General features: G+C 75.4%; 12 protein-coding genes. 5 read left to right on the top strand and 7 right to left on the bottom strand.

The features are described 5' to 3' along the window. Positions 1 to 16: 16 nt before the first annotated feature. Entirely contained in the window at positions 17 to 3,343 is a 3,327-nt protein-coding gene (locus JF597_RS06985) for a BTAD domain-containing putative transcriptional regulator (protein ID WP_293990674.1), read from the bottom strand. Between the two features lie 212 nt (positions 3,344 to 3,555). Here JF597_RS06985 and JF597_RS06980 point away from each other — a divergent pair, with 212 nt between their 5' ends. Then, positions 3,556 to 4,248 (top strand): hemerythrin domain-containing protein, encoded by a 693-nt coding sequence (locus tag JF597_RS06980; protein ID WP_293990672.1) that lies wholly within the window; start codon positions 3,556 to 3,558, stop codon positions 4,246 to 4,248. 2 nt (positions 4,249 to 4,250) lie between these two features. After that, a complete protein-coding gene (locus tag JF597_RS06975; RefSeq protein WP_293990670.1) occupies positions 4,251 to 5,165 on the top strand; it encodes a pyridoxamine 5'-phosphate oxidase family protein in 915 nt (304 codons plus the stop codon). Here JF597_RS06975 and JF597_RS06970 read toward each other — a convergent pair. The 6 genes from JF597_RS06970 to JF597_RS06945 form a co-directional block, all read right to left on the bottom strand. After that, a complete protein-coding gene (locus JF597_RS06970) occupies positions 5,131 to 6,663 on the bottom strand; it encodes an alpha/beta hydrolase (protein ID WP_293990668.1) in 1,533 nt (510 codons plus the stop codon). The genes JF597_RS06975 and JF597_RS06970 overlap by 35 nt on opposite strands. Then, complete coding sequence (locus tag JF597_RS06965) at positions 6,660 to 7,826, bottom strand: serine hydrolase domain-containing protein (RefSeq protein ID WP_293990666.1); 1,167 nt, start codon at positions 7,824 to 7,826, stop codon at positions 6,660 to 6,662. Before JF597_RS06965 ends, JF597_RS06970 begins: the two co-directional genes overlap by 4 nt. Before the next feature lie 105 nt (positions 7,827 to 7,931). Then, positions 7,932 to 9,209 (bottom strand): RNA polymerase sigma factor, encoded by a 1,278-nt coding sequence (locus JF597_RS06960; RefSeq protein ID WP_293990664.1) that lies wholly within the window; start codon positions 9,207 to 9,209, stop codon positions 7,932 to 7,934. After that, entirely contained in the window at positions 9,206 to 9,547 is a 342-nt protein-coding gene (locus JF597_RS06955) for a YciI family protein (protein ID WP_293990662.1), read from the bottom strand. The genes JF597_RS06960 and JF597_RS06955 overlap by 4 nt, the downstream gene beginning before the upstream one ends. Next, complete coding sequence (locus JF597_RS06950; protein ID WP_293990660.1) at positions 9,544 to 10,278, bottom strand: nuclear transport factor 2 family protein; 735 nt, start codon at positions 10,276 to 10,278, stop codon at positions 9,544 to 9,546. The genes JF597_RS06955 and JF597_RS06950 overlap by 4 nt, the downstream gene beginning before the upstream one ends. A 96-nt stretch (positions 10,279 to 10,374) precedes the next feature. After that, positions 10,375 to 11,721, bottom strand: coding sequence for an FAD-binding protein (locus JF597_RS06945; protein ID WP_293990658.1), 1,347 nt, complete (start codon positions 11,719 to 11,721; stop codon positions 10,375 to 10,377). Between the two features lie 138 nt (positions 11,722 to 11,859). Between JF597_RS06945 and JF597_RS06940 the strand changes: the two genes are divergently transcribed. Genes JF597_RS06940 through JF597_RS06930 form a run of 3 tightly spaced genes read left to right on the top strand, consistent with a single transcriptional unit; the run spans position 11,860 to position 15,409 of the window. Continuing rightward, on the top strand, positions 11,860 to 13,140 hold the full coding sequence (locus tag JF597_RS06940) for an acyltransferase family protein (RefSeq protein WP_293990656.1): 1,281 nt from the start codon (positions 11,860 to 11,862) through the stop codon (positions 13,138 to 13,140). A gap of 20 nt (positions 13,141 to 13,160) precedes the next feature. After that, positions 13,161 to 14,831, top strand: a complete 1,671-nt coding sequence (locus JF597_RS06935) for an enoyl-CoA hydratase-related protein (RefSeq protein ID WP_293990654.1) — start codon at positions 13,161 to 13,163, stop codon at positions 14,829 to 14,831. Beyond that, positions 14,828 to 15,409 carry a hydrogenase maturation protease gene (locus JF597_RS06930; RefSeq protein ID WP_293990652.1) on the top strand — a complete coding sequence of 194 codons (582 nt, stop codon included), beginning with the start codon at positions 14,828 to 14,830 and terminating at the stop codon, positions 15,407 to 15,409. Before JF597_RS06935 ends, JF597_RS06930 begins: the two co-directional genes overlap by 4 nt. Positions 15,410 to 15,439: the final 30 nt, after the last annotated feature.

The raw sequence follows: 15,439 nt of genomic DNA, 5'->3' as shown, positions 1-15,439 counted from the left end.
GCCCGGTGCCGGGCCGTCAGGTCGCGAAGGTGCGACGGCGGGCCCGGTTCCGGGCCAGGTCCGCCACGGCCCGGCGGGCGTCGGCCGCGAGGTGGGCCGAACCCCAGGCGAGCGCGGTGCGTTCGGCCAGCGCGTAGCCCTCGGCCGCCGCCCGGTCCTCGCCGAGCAGCCGGTGCAGGTCGGCGAGGGCGTGCGCGAGCGGACGGCTCGCATACGCCGCGCCCGCCGCGCCGGCCAGCTGCTCCCGCAGCGGCCGCAGGTGCCCGAGGAGGGCGGCCGCCGTGCCGTGGTCGCGGTGGACCACGGCGAGCTGGGCGCGGAAGTCGAGCTCGAGGCCGTAGAGGTGGTCCCGCGGCGGCTCCGCGGAGACGGGTACGGCCAGGGCCTCGTCGAGTCTGCCCTGGCGCGCCAGGACCAGCGCCCAGGCCACCGCGACCTGGCCGGGCGCCGACTCGTACACGGTCCGCACCAGCGGTTCGACGTCGGCCGCACGGTCCTGGACGAGCCGCATGGTGATCAGCCCGAGGGTGCGCAGGCCGGTGGCGTGGTGGGCGCCCACCCGCTGCAGCAGGGTGTCGGCCTCGGCGTAGGCGGCCTCCGCCGCCTCGAAGCGCCCGGCCACGCAGGCCAGCATCGCGGAGGTCGCCGCGCTGAGTCCCTGCGCCCACACCAGCCGGTAGCGGCGGGCGAGGACCAGCCCCGCCACGGTGTGCCGGTGCACGGCCGCCGGGTCGTTGCGGGCGGCGGCGGTCATCGCGTCCAGGTTCTCGCAGACCCAGCGGTAGGCCGGCAGGTCGTGCGTCCGGGCGAGGCCGCGCAGCTCGGCGGTGAGCGCCGGCCGGGTGCCGGTCCGGTTCTCGTGCGGCAGCAGCTTCGCCGAGGTCATCAACGCGGCCGCCATCAGCCGGGGTTCGCCGTCGGCGCGGGCGAGCTCCAGCTGGGCGCGCGCCGCCTCCAGGGCCCGGGGCGGGTCCTCGGCGGCGACCGCGTCGACGAGGACCTGGAGGACCCGGGCCCGGGTCGGCCCGTCCAGCCCCGGATCGGCCGCGAGCCGTTCCAGGCGGGCCAGCGCCGTCCGGTCGTACGGTCCTTCGAGCCGGCTGCGCCAGGCGGCGGGCTCGGTCCAGGCCCCGTACACGGCCGCGACCAGGTCGCCGCGGTCGGCCTGCTCGGCGAGTTCCACCGCGCGCTGCCGGGTGCGCCGTGCCGCGTCGGTGGCGCCGGTGCGCACCTGCGCGCCCAGCAGCCGTACCAGCAGCTCGATCAGCCGGTCGGGCGGAGTGTCGTCGCCCGTGGTCGCGGTGCGGGTGTCGATCGCCTGCTGGATCAGGGTGACGGCGACGTCGTGGGCGTAGCGCCGCTCGGCGGCCTCGGCGGCGCGCAGCGCGTAGTCGATGGCGAGCGGAGCGTCGGCCGTGCTGCCGGAACGGGCGAAGTGGTGGGCCAGGGCGGTGAGTTCAGCGGGCCGGTGGTGGCGCAGCAGGCGCGCGACGCGGGCGTGCAGCCGGGAGCGCCGGGCGCCGGACAGGTCCGCGTAGACGGTGTCGCGGACCAGGGCGTGCACGAACCGGACCCGGCCGGGCCCGGGTTCGGCGAGCAAGTCGGCGGCGAGCGCCGCGTCGAGGCCATCCAGCACCTGCTCCTCGTCCGCCTCGGCGGCATCGACGAGCAGGGCGACCTCGGTCTCCAGACCCAGCACGGCGGTGAGCTGGACGACGGACCGGGCGGCGGCGGGCAGCAGGGCGAGGCGCCTGCGCAGCACGTCACGCACCCCCTGGGGGACCTCGGACACCGCGACCAGGGCGCCCTCGTCGGCCAGCAGCCGGGCGCTCTCCAGGACGTAGAACGGATTGCCGCCGGTGCGTTCGGCGAGCGCCGCCACGGTCGCCGGATCCACCGGCGCGCCGCAGACGGCGTCCACCAGAGTGGCGGTGTCCTGGAGCGGCAGGCCGCCGAGCGCGATCCGGTGCGGGGCGCCCGGGGCGAGGTGGGCGAGGGTCTTGAGGAGGTGTTCGCCGACCTCGGCGGGCCGGTAACCGGCGACGGTGAGCAGGGGCAGCCCGGTGACGGCGGCCGCCGCCTCGACCAGGGCGAGGGTCTCGGCGTCCGCCCGGTGCAGGTCCTCCAGCAGGACGGCGAGGGGCGCCTGGGAGGCCGCGGCGCGCAGCCAGTCGGCGAAGGCGCGGTGCATGCGGAAGCGGCCGACGCTGGCCTCGCCGTCCGGGGTGGGGGCCGCCGCGTCCTGCGGCTCCCGCAGCAGCACCGCCAGCTCCTGCGAACCGGCCGGCGGCACCTCGCGGGCGAGCTCGCCGAGCGCCTCCACCCAGGCCCAGGCGGGCGGTGCGCCCTCGTACTCGGGGCAGCGCCCGACCACCACCCGCCAGCCGGCCCCGCGCAGCCGGGCCCCGGCCCGGTCGAGGAACGCGGACTTGCCGGCTCCGGCCGCGCCCGTGACCAGCACCACTCCGCCGCCCGCGCGTGCGGCCCGGGCCACCCCGTCCAGGGCCCGCAACTCCCGGCCCCTGCCGACGAACAGACCGGGGCCGGTGCGCACGGGGGGTTCGGCGACGGGCTCGGGCACGGCCGCGCGCAGCGCCTCGAGCCGCCCGTTGAGCACGGCGTGCTCCAACTCCCGCAGGGCGGGCCCCGGATCGCAGCCGAGTTCGTCGCGCAGGACGGCGCCGGCCCGGCGCACCGCGGCGAGGGCGTCGGCCTGCCGGTCGCAGGCCCACTGGGCGAGCGCGAGCAGCCGCCAGCCCTCCTCGCGCAGGGGACTGTCCCGGACCAGCGACTCGGCGTCGGCCGCGGCCTGGGCCGCCCGGCCGGTGCGCAGGTCCGCGGCCACGGCCAGTTCCCGGGCCTCCGCGTGCAGCCCGGTCAGCCGGGCCACCTCGGCGGCGGCCCACTCCTCGTCCGCGTGCTCGGCGAAGGCGGGCCCCCGCCACCAGCCCAGCGCCTCGGCGAGCAGGCGCCGGGCCTCCTCGGCCGGGGCGGTACGGGCCCGCCCGACCCAGGTCTCGAACCGCCAGGCGTCCACCGCGTCCGCGGCCAGCCGCAGGGCGTACCCGGGCGCCACGGTGACCAGGACGGTGGCCGGCGCCCGCGGCGGGCGCCCCGGTTCCAGGGACCGGCGCAGGTTGGACAGGTAGGCGTGCAGCGACACACCGGCCTTGGCCGGCGGCTCACCCCGCCACAGCGCGTCCGTCATCCGGTCCACCGGTACGACACCGCCCCGGGCCGCGATCAGCAGGGCCAGCACGGCGCGCTGCCGCGGGGCACCCAACTCGACCGGTGTCCCGGCGACTTCGGCACCCAGCGGACCCAGGACTCGCAAACGCAGCACGCCGCCGGAATCTACCCGAGCGCCGCGTCGATCCTGTCAACAGACGTTAAACGCGGACTGGACGCGGCCGTGCCGCCGGACGCGGCCGTGCCGCCGGGCCGGCCGTCACGCACCGCCGAGCCGAGCGCCAAGCCGACCGCCAAGCGGACGCCAAGAGGCGTGGGCGACGGTGGGCGGCCGACGCAGACATCAGATCGCTGGAGCAAGCAAGCGTGTCCCTCAACAGCAACCACGGCGTCCCCGCCACCGCAGGGCGTCCTCACACCCACGAAATGGTCGTGGTCCACCGGGTCTTCCGCCGCGAGTCGGCGCTGCTGCCCCGGCTGGTGCGCGCCGTGCCCGACGGCGACCGGGCCCGTGCGGCGCGGGTCGCCGCCGCACTGCGCGACTACACCCTCGGCCTGCACCACCATCACCACGCCGAGGACGAACTGATCTGGCCGCTGCTGCGGGCCCGGGCCGCGCACGACGAGGCGCTGGTGGACCGGATGACCGCGCAGCACGAGGCGATCGACCGCACCCTGACCTCTGTCGCCGAGTGGACGCCCGTGTGGGAGGGGGCCGGCGACCGGATACCCGGCGAGGAACTGGCGCTGGCACTGGACGCGCACCGGATCGCGCTCCTTGAGCACCTCGACGAGGAGGAGCGGTCGCTGCTCCCGCTGGTCGCCGAGCATCTCACCGTCCCGGAATGGGAACTGGTGGGGCAGCGCGGCCTCGAAGGACTGCCGAAGAACAAGCGCATGCTGGCCCTCGGCGCCATCCTGGAGGAGGCCACCCCCGAGGAGAGCGCCTACTTCCTCGGCAGGGCCCCGCTGATCGGCCGGCTGCTGTGGCGGGCCGTCGGCCGCCGCCAGTACGCCGCCTACCGCCGGAGCATGCGTGCCCCGCTGGACGGAGAGTAGCCATGGCCCTCCTCGACTCCGCCCCGCTCGACGTCCTCGACGCCTACCGGACCTGCGAGTTCGCCACCCTGGGCCGGGACGGCACCCCGCTCGCCTGGCCGACGGCCGTGCGCCGCCGCCCGGACGGGACGCTGCTGCTCAGCACCTCCCTGGCGTTCGCGCAGAAGGCGCTGAACATCCGCCGGGACGGCCGCGTCGCCCTGCTCTTCTCCGACCCCACCGGCAGCGGCCTGGAGAAGGCCCCGCAGATTTTCGTCGGCGGCCACGCCGAATGCCCCGACGAGATCATGACCGGGCCCGAGGGCGCCGAGGACTACTGGCGGATGCTGTTCGAGCGGCAGCCGCACAGCAGGTCGTACGTCAGCGCGCCGATGCGGCGGGTGATGGACTGGTACTACCTGCGCCTGCTGATCACCGTCACGCCGCACCAGGTCCTGGTACGGCCACCGTTGCCGGTGTCCGACGTACCGGCCGCGCCGGCCGGCGACCTGGTCGGCGCCGCGCAGCTCGCCCGCTTCCCGACGGCGGTGCTCGCCGCCCGCGACGCCTCCGGCGCGCCGGTCCTGGCCCGGACCCGGCCGGTGCCCACGGGCGAGGGCTTCGCCGTGGACGTCCCGGCCGACTGCCCGGCCGCTGCGGGACCCGCCGCCCTGCTGGTGCACCGGCACGACGAGCGCCTCAACCACATGCACAACGCGCTCGTGCGCGGCGAACTGCGGACGGGCGGTGCCGGACGGGTGCTGGTCCCGGGCAAGGTGGTGGAGCCGATGGGGTCGGGCCGCGTGAGCGACGCGGTGAGCGTGCTCCGCAGCACGAGGCGGGCGACCGACCGCTACCTGAGCCGGCGCGGCCTGCCCCGGCCCCGGGTGCGGTGGGAGGAGTTCAGGGCGCTGGCACAGGACGCGCGGCGCAGGTGACGTCCGCCGCCGGCAGCGTGCCGGAGGCGAGGTACGCGTCGACCGCCGCGTCGGCGCAGGCACTGCCGTAGACCCCGAACACCGCGTGCTGGTCCGCGCCGCGCAGCGTCACCAGGCGGGAGCTGGGCCAGTCCCGGTGCACCGCCTGGGCGCCCGCGTACACGGTGCGCGGGTCACCGGTCGCGTTGACGAGGAGGGCCGGCAGGTCGTCCCTGATCGTGGTCGGGCGCTCGCGCGGCGGCTCCCAGAAGGCGCACGGGCCGATGTTGTTGGTCACGGGCCCGAACAACGGGTCCTGCGCACGGGCCCGTCGGACGTCACGCCAGTACGTCTCGGGGTCGCGGGGCGCGCCGACGTCCCCGCAGAGCACGGCCATCTGCACACTGCCGTACGCCGACTCCGAACCGGTCAGCATGAAGCCGAGCGTGTCGGCCAGCCACGGACTCGGGTCGACCGTCCTGCCGCGGGCCGCGTCACGCAGGTCGCGGACGGCCGCCGCGAGGTCGCCGTACGCCGCGTCGTCGTCCTGCGAGAGGCCGCTGAAGACGACCATCGGCGCGACGCCGTCGTCCACCCGGTAGCCGCCCACCCGCAGCGGCGCGCGCCCGGCGGCGGCCTGGATCCGGTCGACGACGGCCAGCACCGCGTCCCGGCTGCGGCCCAGGCCGTACGTCGTGTCGCGGGCGGCGGCCCAGGCGGCCCAGTCCCGCAGCGCGTGCCTGTTGGCGGGCTCCGAACCGCGCAGCAGGCGAGGGCCGTACCGGCCGGGGTCGGCCACGCCGTCCAGCACGACCCGGTCCGTGCGGTCCGGGAACATGGTGGCGTACACCTCGCCCAGGTAGGTCCCGTACGAGTAGCCGAGGTAGGAGATCCGCCGCTCACCGAGCGCCGCGCGGATCACGTCCATGTCCCGCGCGGTGTTCCGGGTGGTGACGTACGGCAGCACGTCGCCCTCGTACCTCCGGCAGTCACGGGCGAGTTCCTCGGCGAAGGCGGTGGAGCGGTCGAAGCCCGCCCGGTCGTGCCCCGGGCCGCGGATCCCCGACCCCGTGGGCCAGTGGCAGTCCAGGGACGTGCTGCGGCCGACGAAACGGGGGTCCACGCCGACCACGTCGTACCGCTTGCCGGTGTCCTTCATCGCCTCCCGCACCCACGGCGGGTCACCGATCGTCTGCCCGCCCGGGCCACCGCTGTTGAGCAGCAGCGCGCCGACGCGGTGGGCCCTGTCGGTGGCCCTGATCCGGGAGACGGCGACCGTGATCGTCCGGCCGCCCGGGTCGGCGTAGTCCAACGGCACGGTGACGTCGGCGCACCGGGCGCCCGCCTTCTCGAGGTCCTTGCCGGTGTCGTCGTCGGGGCCGAGCACGCAGCTCTTCCACGTGAGGTGCTGGTGGTGGTAGCGGGCCAGTGGATCCGGGGCGCCGGTGGCGGCCGGTGCGGTGCCGAGGGCGAGAGCGCTCGCCAGGGCCAGGGCGGCGGTGGCCGCGAAGCCGGTCATGCGGGGGTCCTTTCGCTGTCGCAGAGGGACGTGTCGACGAGGTCCTGGAAGTCCAGTTCGGCCCGGAGGCTGTCCGGGACCTGGTTCAGGGCGACGGCCACGCTGCGGCCACCGGGGCCGACGGCGACCAGCGCACGATGCCCGCCGGGCACGGTCCCGGCGTGTCCCCACCACACCCCGCCGCAGGACAGCGGCGACGAGATCAGCCCCAGGCCGTACCGGGCACCGGGCCACAGCCGGTCCGGGTCGGCGGCCACCGTCCGCTCCATCTCGGCGAGTCGTGCCGGGGACAGCAGCCGTCCGCCGAGCAGCGCGGTGGCGAACCGGGTGAGATCGCCCTGCGTGGAGACGAGCGCACCGCCGACCCCGCCGAGTGACATGTTCCAGTCGGTGCCGTCGGCGCGCCGCCCGTCGCCGGACGTGAAGTAGCTGTGGGAATGCGGCCCTCGGAGACGGGCCTCGTCCCTGGGCCAGTAGGTGTCGTGCAACCCGAGGGGCCGGATGACGCGGCGGCTGATCTCGTCCTCGGGAGCGTGCCCGGTGACCTTCCGGACGATCAGCCCGAGGACCAGGTAGTTGGTGGTGGCGTAGTGCCAGGACCCCCCCGGACGCGGGAGTTGCAGGGCCCGCGCGACCAACTCGCGTGCCTCGAAGTGGCGGTACCGCAGCCGCTCGGGGTGCTCCCACTCCGGTGCGTCGAGATAGTCGGGCAACCCGCTGGCGTGCCGCAGGAGCTGCCGTACGGTGATGCGCCGGCCGTCGTAGCCGTGGGCGTCGATCAGGCCCGGCAGGTAGCGGTCGACGGTGGCGTCGAGCGGGAGCCGGTGCTCGGCGGCGAGTTGCAGGACGACCGTCGCGGTGAGCGTCTTGGTGACGTTGCCGACCCGCAGCCGGTCGGTGGTGTTCATCGGGCGGCCGGTGCGCAGATCGGCCGTGCCGGCGGCCTCGGACCAGCGCCCGCACGGTCCTTGGCCGAGGACCGAGGCCCCCGCGATGTGGTCGTCGGCGGTCAGCCGGGTCAGCGCCCGGCGGACGCCGTCCTGCGGACCGCACCGTTCGGCCGGACCGTCAGGCGACGACCGTGCGAGGGCCGCCGGTGCGGAGGCCAGCACGAGCGCCGCCACCGATAACGCCAGGGTGGACTTCAGGGAGAACGTTGCCATGTGTCATCACGCTAGGGACGGCCCGCCCCGCGATCACTCCGGCGGGCTGCCGCATCCGGCGTGGGGGCAGCCCCCGGCCGGAACCTCGGGCGAACCCCCGGATGCCTACGCCGACCGGCACTGCGCGAGGCGCTTCGCCAGGAACCTGCGCTCCGCCGCGTTCTCCGCCAACTCCAGCGCCCGTGCGTACGACTCGGCCGCCTCCCGGGTACGCCCCAGGCGGCGCAGCAGGTCGGCACGGGTCGCCGGCAGCAGGTGATAGCCCGTCAGCTCGCCCTCCGCCGCCAGCTCCGCCACCAGGGCGAGCCCCGCCTCCCCGCCCTCGGCCATGCCCACGGCGACCGCGCGGTTCAGCCGGACCACGGGCGAGGGAACGTACCGCTCGAGTTCGCCGTAGAGGCCGGCGATGTCGGCCCAGTCGGTGTCGGCGGCGGTCGGTGCGGTGGCGTGGCAGGCGGCGACGGCGGCCTGGATCTGGTAGGGGCCGGGCCGCCCCCGGCGCAGTGCGCCTTCCAGGAGCGCGGCGCCCTCGTCGATCTCGGCGCGGTCCCAGGCCGTGCGGTCCTGGTCCTCCAGGGTGACCAGGTCGCCGGCCGCGTCCACCCGGGTGGCCCGGCGGGCGTCGTGCAGCAGCAGAAGCGCGAGCAGCCCGGCGACCTCCGGTTCGTCGGGCATCAGGCGGGCGAGCAGCCGGGCCAGCCGGATCGCCTCGGCGCACAGGCCGGTCCGCAGCAGGTCGGCGCCGGCCGTGGCCGCGTACCCCTCGTTGAACAGCAGGTACAGCACGCCGAGCACGCCCGTGGTGCGCTCGGGCAGCAGGTGTGCGGGCGGCACCCGGTACGGGATGCCGGCGTTGCGGATCTTCCGCTTGGCCCGCACCAGCCGCTGCGCCATCGTCGCCTCGGGGACGAGGAAGGCGCGCGCGATCTCGGCCGTGGTCAGTCCGGCGAGGGTGCGCAGGGTCAGCGCGACCCGGGCCTCGATCGGCAGCGCCGGGTGGCAGCAGGTGAAGACCAGCCGCAGCCGGTCGTCCGCCACGCCGCTGCCGTCACCCTCGCCGAACGGGTCGTACGGATCGAACGGGTCGTACGGCTCCTCGTCCCGTGCCGCCACCGCCGCCTCCCGCAGCTTCCTGGCCCCCACCGCCTCCCGGCGCAACACGTCAAGGGCGCGGTTGCGGGCGGTCGTGGTCAGCCAGGCGCCGGGGCGGCCCGGCACTCCGTCGCGCCGCCACCGTCCCAGCGCCTGGGCGAAGGCGTCCTGCGCGCACTCCTCCGCGAGGTCCCAGTCGCCGGTCACCCGGATCAGGGTGGCGACGACCTGGGCCCACTCCTCGCGGAACGCGGCCGCGACGGCCGCCTCGACCTCGTCCGTGGTGCTCACTCCCAGACCGGCCGGATCTCCACCGAGCCGCCGGCCAGCGCCGCGGGGTGCCGCGAAGCCAGCGCGATCGCCTCGTCGAGGTCGGCGACCTCGATGACGTCGAAGCCCGCGATGTACTCCTTGGTCTCGGCGAACGGCCCGTCGCTCAGCAGTACCTCGTCACCCTGGACCCGGACGGTGGTCGCGTCGGCGCCGGGCCGCAGCCGGGCACCGCCCCTGACGACGTCACGGCCGCGCACCTCCTGGATGTACGAGGTGAAGCGCGGGTCCTCGGCGATCTCGGCGGGGCTCAGCTCCTCACCGCCGACGGGCGTGCAGATGAACATGACGTACTTCATGACCGCTTCGCCTCCAGGGGCACCGAGACGTGTTCATGGGCGATCAGCCAGCCGAAACCGGTGTCCCGGTAGCCGGTGGTCGCACGCACCACCCGGTCCAGGGGCTCCCCGGTCACCCGGGTGCCCTGGATGCGGACCAGGGCGTGGCTGAAGGTGCTGCCCTCCCCGGGCCGCACCCGGAGTTCGAGCACCTCGCGGTGGACCGGCCCGGTCAGCGTCGCCAACCACGCCTCGGCCGCCTTGCGCAGCGCGCCGATTCCCGTGTGCGCCTGTGTACCGGCCGGCCCGAAGACCTCCGCGTCGGGCGCGTAGCAGGCCGTCATACGGTCGACGTCCCGGTCGTGGACGGCCGCCGTCAGTTCGGCGTCGAGACGGCGGACGGCCGTCTCCGCGTCCTCCATGAGCCCCTCGTCCCAGAACGGGCGCACCTCCATGGCCCCGATGGTGGCCACGGGGTGTGCGGCGGCGATCCGTACGGCTTCCTCCAGGCTGCCGCAGTCGACGACGTCGAACCCGGCCACGTACTCCTTGGTCTCCGCGAACGGCCCGTCGGTCCGCAGCACCTCGCCGTCCCGCACCCGCACGGTGACGGCCCGGTCCGGCAGCTCCAGCCGGTGGCCGTACAACCGGGCCCCGCTCCGGACCCCGTGCTCCTCCACCCAGGGTTCGACCGGTGCCATCCCGGACGCGTCAGCGGTGTCGTCACCGCAGACCAGCAGCATGTACTTCATCGTTCCTCCCGGTCCTCGAAAGCTTCCTGCACCCCACCGACGAACGGCACCCGGCGGGATCGACACCCCGGTGCGCCGAAATCTCCGCGACGCCGTTCACCAGCCCATGCCGTGCCCCCGGCCCAGGATGCCGTGCGGGTCGTGTCGGCTCTTCGCCTCGGCGAGAGTGCTCCACCGGCTGCCGTAGTGCTCCCGCCAGTCCGCTGGGGACATCGGCAGCGCGTTGGCCGGGTAGGCGACCGCGCCCTTCGCCCGCGCGTACTCGTACGCCGTGCGGTTGGCGGCCACCATCGGGCCGGCCGTGCCCGGGGCGGCGGTGCGCAGCAGGGCGAGGAGGTGGACGACCTCACCGGGCGGGCGGCGGAACAGCGGGGCCCGCAGGGTGCTGCTGAGGAGGGGGTAGAGCAGGACCAGGCCGTTGTCGCGCAGGTCCCGGAAGCCGGGGCCGGCGAGGACGTCGGTCACGACGGACGCGGCGGTGTCCTCGGGGAGCAGCAGGTTCAGCCAGGGGTGCGGGTGCAGCCACTCGCCGGTCGCGCGCAGGACCTCCTCGTCGACGGCGACCCGGTCGGCGAACTCGGCGTACGGGAGGTCCGTGCTCTCGCACACGGCGAAGGAGAGGCCATCGAGGAGGGCCCGGTCGTCGGGCGGAGCCGCTCCTTCGTGGGCGGCCACCGCCTCCACCATGTACGTCCAGCCGTCGGCGGTGTCCTCGGCGGGGCGGGCCTGGCCTTCGAGGTAGGCGAAGCGCCGGTCCGTCGCCAGCAGGCGCTGGTCGGCCAGGTAGGTACCGAGGCCGGGGTAGTACAGGCAGTAGCGGCGGACCAGGCCGGGCGCGGGCACCAGGCGCAGGGTGGCCCGGACGATGACGGCCACCTGTCCCAGCCCGGCCAGGACCGCGTGGAAAAGGGCGCCGTGCCGTTCCGGCGAACAGACCAGGTGCTCCCCGGCGCCGGTCACCACCTCCAGCTCCAGCACCGAGTCCGCGACCAGGCCGTGCCGGTGACTCGCGCCGCCCAGCCCGCCGACGCTCAGCACACCGCCGACGCCGGCACCGAGGTAGTCGGTGAGTACGGGCGGCGTGAGCCCGTACGGCAGGGTCGCCGCGAGCACGTCCCGCCACAGCGCACCCGCCTGCACCTCGACCCGGTCCCCGCTCACCGGACCGACCGCGCCCAGCTCACGCAGGTCCAGGACGATCCCGCCCGGCGCCTGCCCCTGGCCGTACATCGAATGACCGCCGGCCCGCGCCGCCACCGGGATCCCGCGCGGCCCGGCAAGTGCCAGCGCGTCCCCGACCCCGGCCGCCGACCGGGGCCGCAGCACGCCCAGCGGCGGTGCGCACACCAGGTGGCCGAAGTCCTCCGCGGCCTCCCGCAGGATCTCCGGGCGGGTGTCCAGCAGTTCCCCGAATCGTTCGGAGACACCATCCGACGGCGTCACGCGGCACGCTCCAAAGAGGGATCGGTCGGCACGGGCGCCACCCATCTTCGTGCCCCGGGCCCGGCGGACGGTCCGTGTTCGCCGCTCCGACGCCCGAACACCACGACGGGTTTACCCCGGCGGAATGCGGAGAGCAGCGTGACCGGAGTACCGCCCCGTCCCCGCCGCTCCCCGAAGCGCATGCCCCATGAGAGGTGTTCCGGTCTGTCCGGCTCCCGCGAATCAGCAACCTCGGCCGTCACGTCGTCGCCCGCCGACACGTCCCCCGAGCCCATTGCGGACCGCACATCGGTCCCGCCGCCCCGCCCGGCCCCGGCCGCCCGCAGCGGCCCCCCGGCGGCACGCCGGGACGCCTACTTCGACAACGCGAAGTACCTGGCGATCGTGCTCGTGGCCGTCGGGCACGCCTGGGAGCCGCTGCGCCCGGACAGCCGTACCGTCACCGCGCTCTACACGTTCGTGTACGCCTTCCACATGCCGGCGTTCATCGTCATCTCCGGGTACTTCTCCCGCAGCTTCGACGCGAGCCCGGCCCGGATCAGGCGGCTGGTCACCTCGGTCGCCGTGCCGTACGTGGTGTTCGAGGTCGCCTACACCCTCTTCACCCGCTGGAGCGACCACGCGCCGGACCGCGAGATCAGCCTGCTGAACCCGCTGTACCTGACCTGGTTCCTGGCGGCCCTGTTCATCTGGCGGCTGACCACGCCGATCTGGCGGCAGCTGCGGTGGCCGCTGCCCGTCGCGCTCGCCACGGCGATGCTCGCGAGCCTGTCGTCGTCCATCGGCACCGACCTCGACCTGCAACGGGTGCTGCAGTTCCTGCCGTACTTCGTGCTCGGCCTGAACCTGCGGCCGGAGCACTTCAGCCTGGTGCGCCGCTGGAGCGTGCGGCTGTGCGCCGTGCCCGTCGTCTGCTGCGCCCTCGCCGTGGCGTACTGGTCGGTGCCGCACCTGGGCTACCGCTGGTTCTTCCACCGCGACAGCGCCGAACAGCTCGGCGTGCCCGCCTGGTACGGGCCCGTCATGACCCTCGCCACCTTCGGCTGCTCCCTGGTACTGGCCGCCTGCTTCCTCGCCTGGGTCCCCGGCCGCCGCACCTGGTTCACCGCCCTCGGCGCGGGCACCCTCTACGGCTACCTGCTGCACGGCTTCGTCGCGCAGAGCGCCGGGCCCGCCCACTGGTACGACCCGGCCTGGATGCACGGCCCGCTGGGCGCGGTGACCGTCACCGTCGTGGCCGCCGTGGTGGTGACCCTGCTGTGCACGCCGCCGGTGCGCCGCGTCTTCCGGTGGGTGATGGAGCCCGGGATGGAGTGGGCGTTCCGGGCGCGGCAGGAGCGTCCGGGACGGCCCGCGCAGGAGCGTGCGGCGCAGGACGGCGGGCGAAACGCCGCGCGGGTCCTTTCCGGGAGCCGCTGAAGCGGCGAATATGCCGCACCATGGACATTCTGCTCGTCGCAAGCGCGTTCAACAGCCTGTCCCAGCGGGTCTACGCCGAACTGTCCGACCTCGGCCACCGGGTGGACGTCGTCCTGGCCGGCCAGGGCCCCGACGCCGTCCGCCGCGCCGTACGGGACCGGTGCCCGGAGCTGATCGTGGCGCCGATGCTCAAGACGGCACTCCCGGAGGACGTCTGGCAGCGGCACACCTGCCTGATCGTCCATCCGGGACCGCTCGGCGACCGGGGCCCCTCCTCCCTCGACTGGGCTCTCGCCGAACAGGCGGCCGAGTGGGGGGTGACCGTGCTCCGGGCCGAGGCGGCCATGGACGCGGGCGCGGTCTGGGCGAGCGAGGCCTTCCCGGTGGCACCGGTCGGCAAGAGCGACCTCTACCGCAACGAGGTCGCCGACGCCGCCCTCACCGCCGTCCACCGGGCCGTACGACGGTACGCGGACGGCTCGTACAAGCCGCGGCCGCAGAGCGATCCCGCGATCCGCGGCAAGGTCGTCTGGCGGGACGTCTTCCGGCAGGAGCGGCGGCGGATCGACTGGGCGGCCGACGACACCGCCACGGTGCTGCGCAAGCTGCGCGGGGCCGACTCGCAGCCGGGAGTGCTGGACGAACTCCGCGGTCGTGAGGTGTTCCTGCACGGCGGCCACCCGGAGGACGAACTGCGCGGCGAACCGGGCCGGTTGCTGGCCACCCGGGCGGGCGCGGTCTGCCGGGCCACCCGCGACGGCGCCGTCTGGATCCCCGAGCTGCGCCCGCGCCGGAACTCCGGCGACCGGGCCCCCTTCCGCCGCCCCGCCACCGACGTCCTCGCCGCCCCGGACCTCCCCGAGAGCCCCGCCCCGCTGGAACTGCCCCCGGACCGCCGCACCTGGACCGACATCCGCTACCGGCAGCACGGCGACGTCGGCCTCGTCAGCTTCTCCTTCCCCGGCGGCGCGATGAGCACCGACCACTGCCGGCGCCTGCTCACCGCCTACCGCTACGCCCTCGCCCGGCCCACCCGGGTCCTGGTACTCGGCGGCCGGCGCGACTTCTTCTCCAACGGCATCCACCTCAACGTGATCGAGGCCGCCCCGGATCCCGCCGAGGAGTCCCGGACCAACCTGGACGCGATGGACGACCTGGTCGAGGCCGTGCTGCGGACCACCGACCGGCTCGTCGTGGCCGCGCTCGGCGGCAACGCGGCGGCCGGCGGCGCCATGCTCGCCCTCGCCGCCGACGAGGTCTGGTGCAGGGCCGGTGCCGTCCTCAACCCGCACTACCGGCGGATGGGCCTGTACGGCTCGGAGTTCTGGACGTACTCGCTGCCCCGCCGCGTCGGCGCCGACACCGCCCGGCGGCTGACGGAGGAGGCCCAGCCGGTGAGCGCCGCGACCGCCGCCCGGATCGGGCTCGTCGACGGGCTGCTGCCGGTCCCCGCGCAGGGCTTCACCGCCGAGGTCGAGCGACTGGCGGCCGAGCTCGCGGGCACCGCGGAGCTCGACCGCCGGATCGCCGCCAAGGCCGCGGCGCGCCGGGCCGACGAGGAAGAACGGCCGCTCGCCGCGTACCGGAGGGACGAACTCGCCCGGATGCACGCCCTGTTCTTCGACCCGGACGCCGCCTACCACTCGCTGCGCTCCGACTTCGTGCGCAAGGTTCCGGGCGGTGTCCGGTGACGCGGCTGCTGGTGGCGGGCGTCGGCAACATCTTCCTCGGCGACGACGCCTTCGGCCCGGAGGTGATCCGCGCCCTGGAGCAGCGCCCGCTGCCGCCCGAGGCGCACGTCCGGGACTACGGCATCCGGGGCATGGACCTCGCCTACGAACTGCTCGACGGCTGGCCGGTGGCCGTGCTCGTGGACGCGGCGACCCGCGGCGAACGCCCCGGCACTCTCACCCTCGTCGAGCCGGAACTGCCCGTCGGCCGCCCGGCGGCCCCGCCCGAGGCGCACGGCATGGACCCGGCGAAGGTCCTCGCCCTCGCCGCCCACCTCGGCGAGGACGCCCTGCCCCGCGTCCTCGTCCTCGCCTGCGAGCCCGGGGAGCTGCCGCGCGGCGACGAGGACATCGCACCCGGGCTGAGCGCACCCGTCCGGGACGCGGTCGGCCGGGCCGTCGCCGCCCTGCACGTCATGGTCCCGGCGCTGCTCGCGGATCCCCTGGTCACACCCGCGTTGGACCGCCCGGAGGAATCCGCGGGCCCCGTCGCGGCCGGTCGCCCGCCGACAGCCGCCACCGGCGCGGAGGATCGCTGAGCGGACCCGGTGAAGCCGGCTGCGGAACCG

Source organism: Streptomyces sp. (assembly GCF_019510245.1).
In the GTDB taxonomy this organism is placed as follows: Bacteria; Actinomycetota; Actinomycetes; order Streptomycetales; family Streptomycetaceae; genus Streptomyces.
This window is presented reverse-complemented; position numbering and strand designations above follow the sequence as displayed.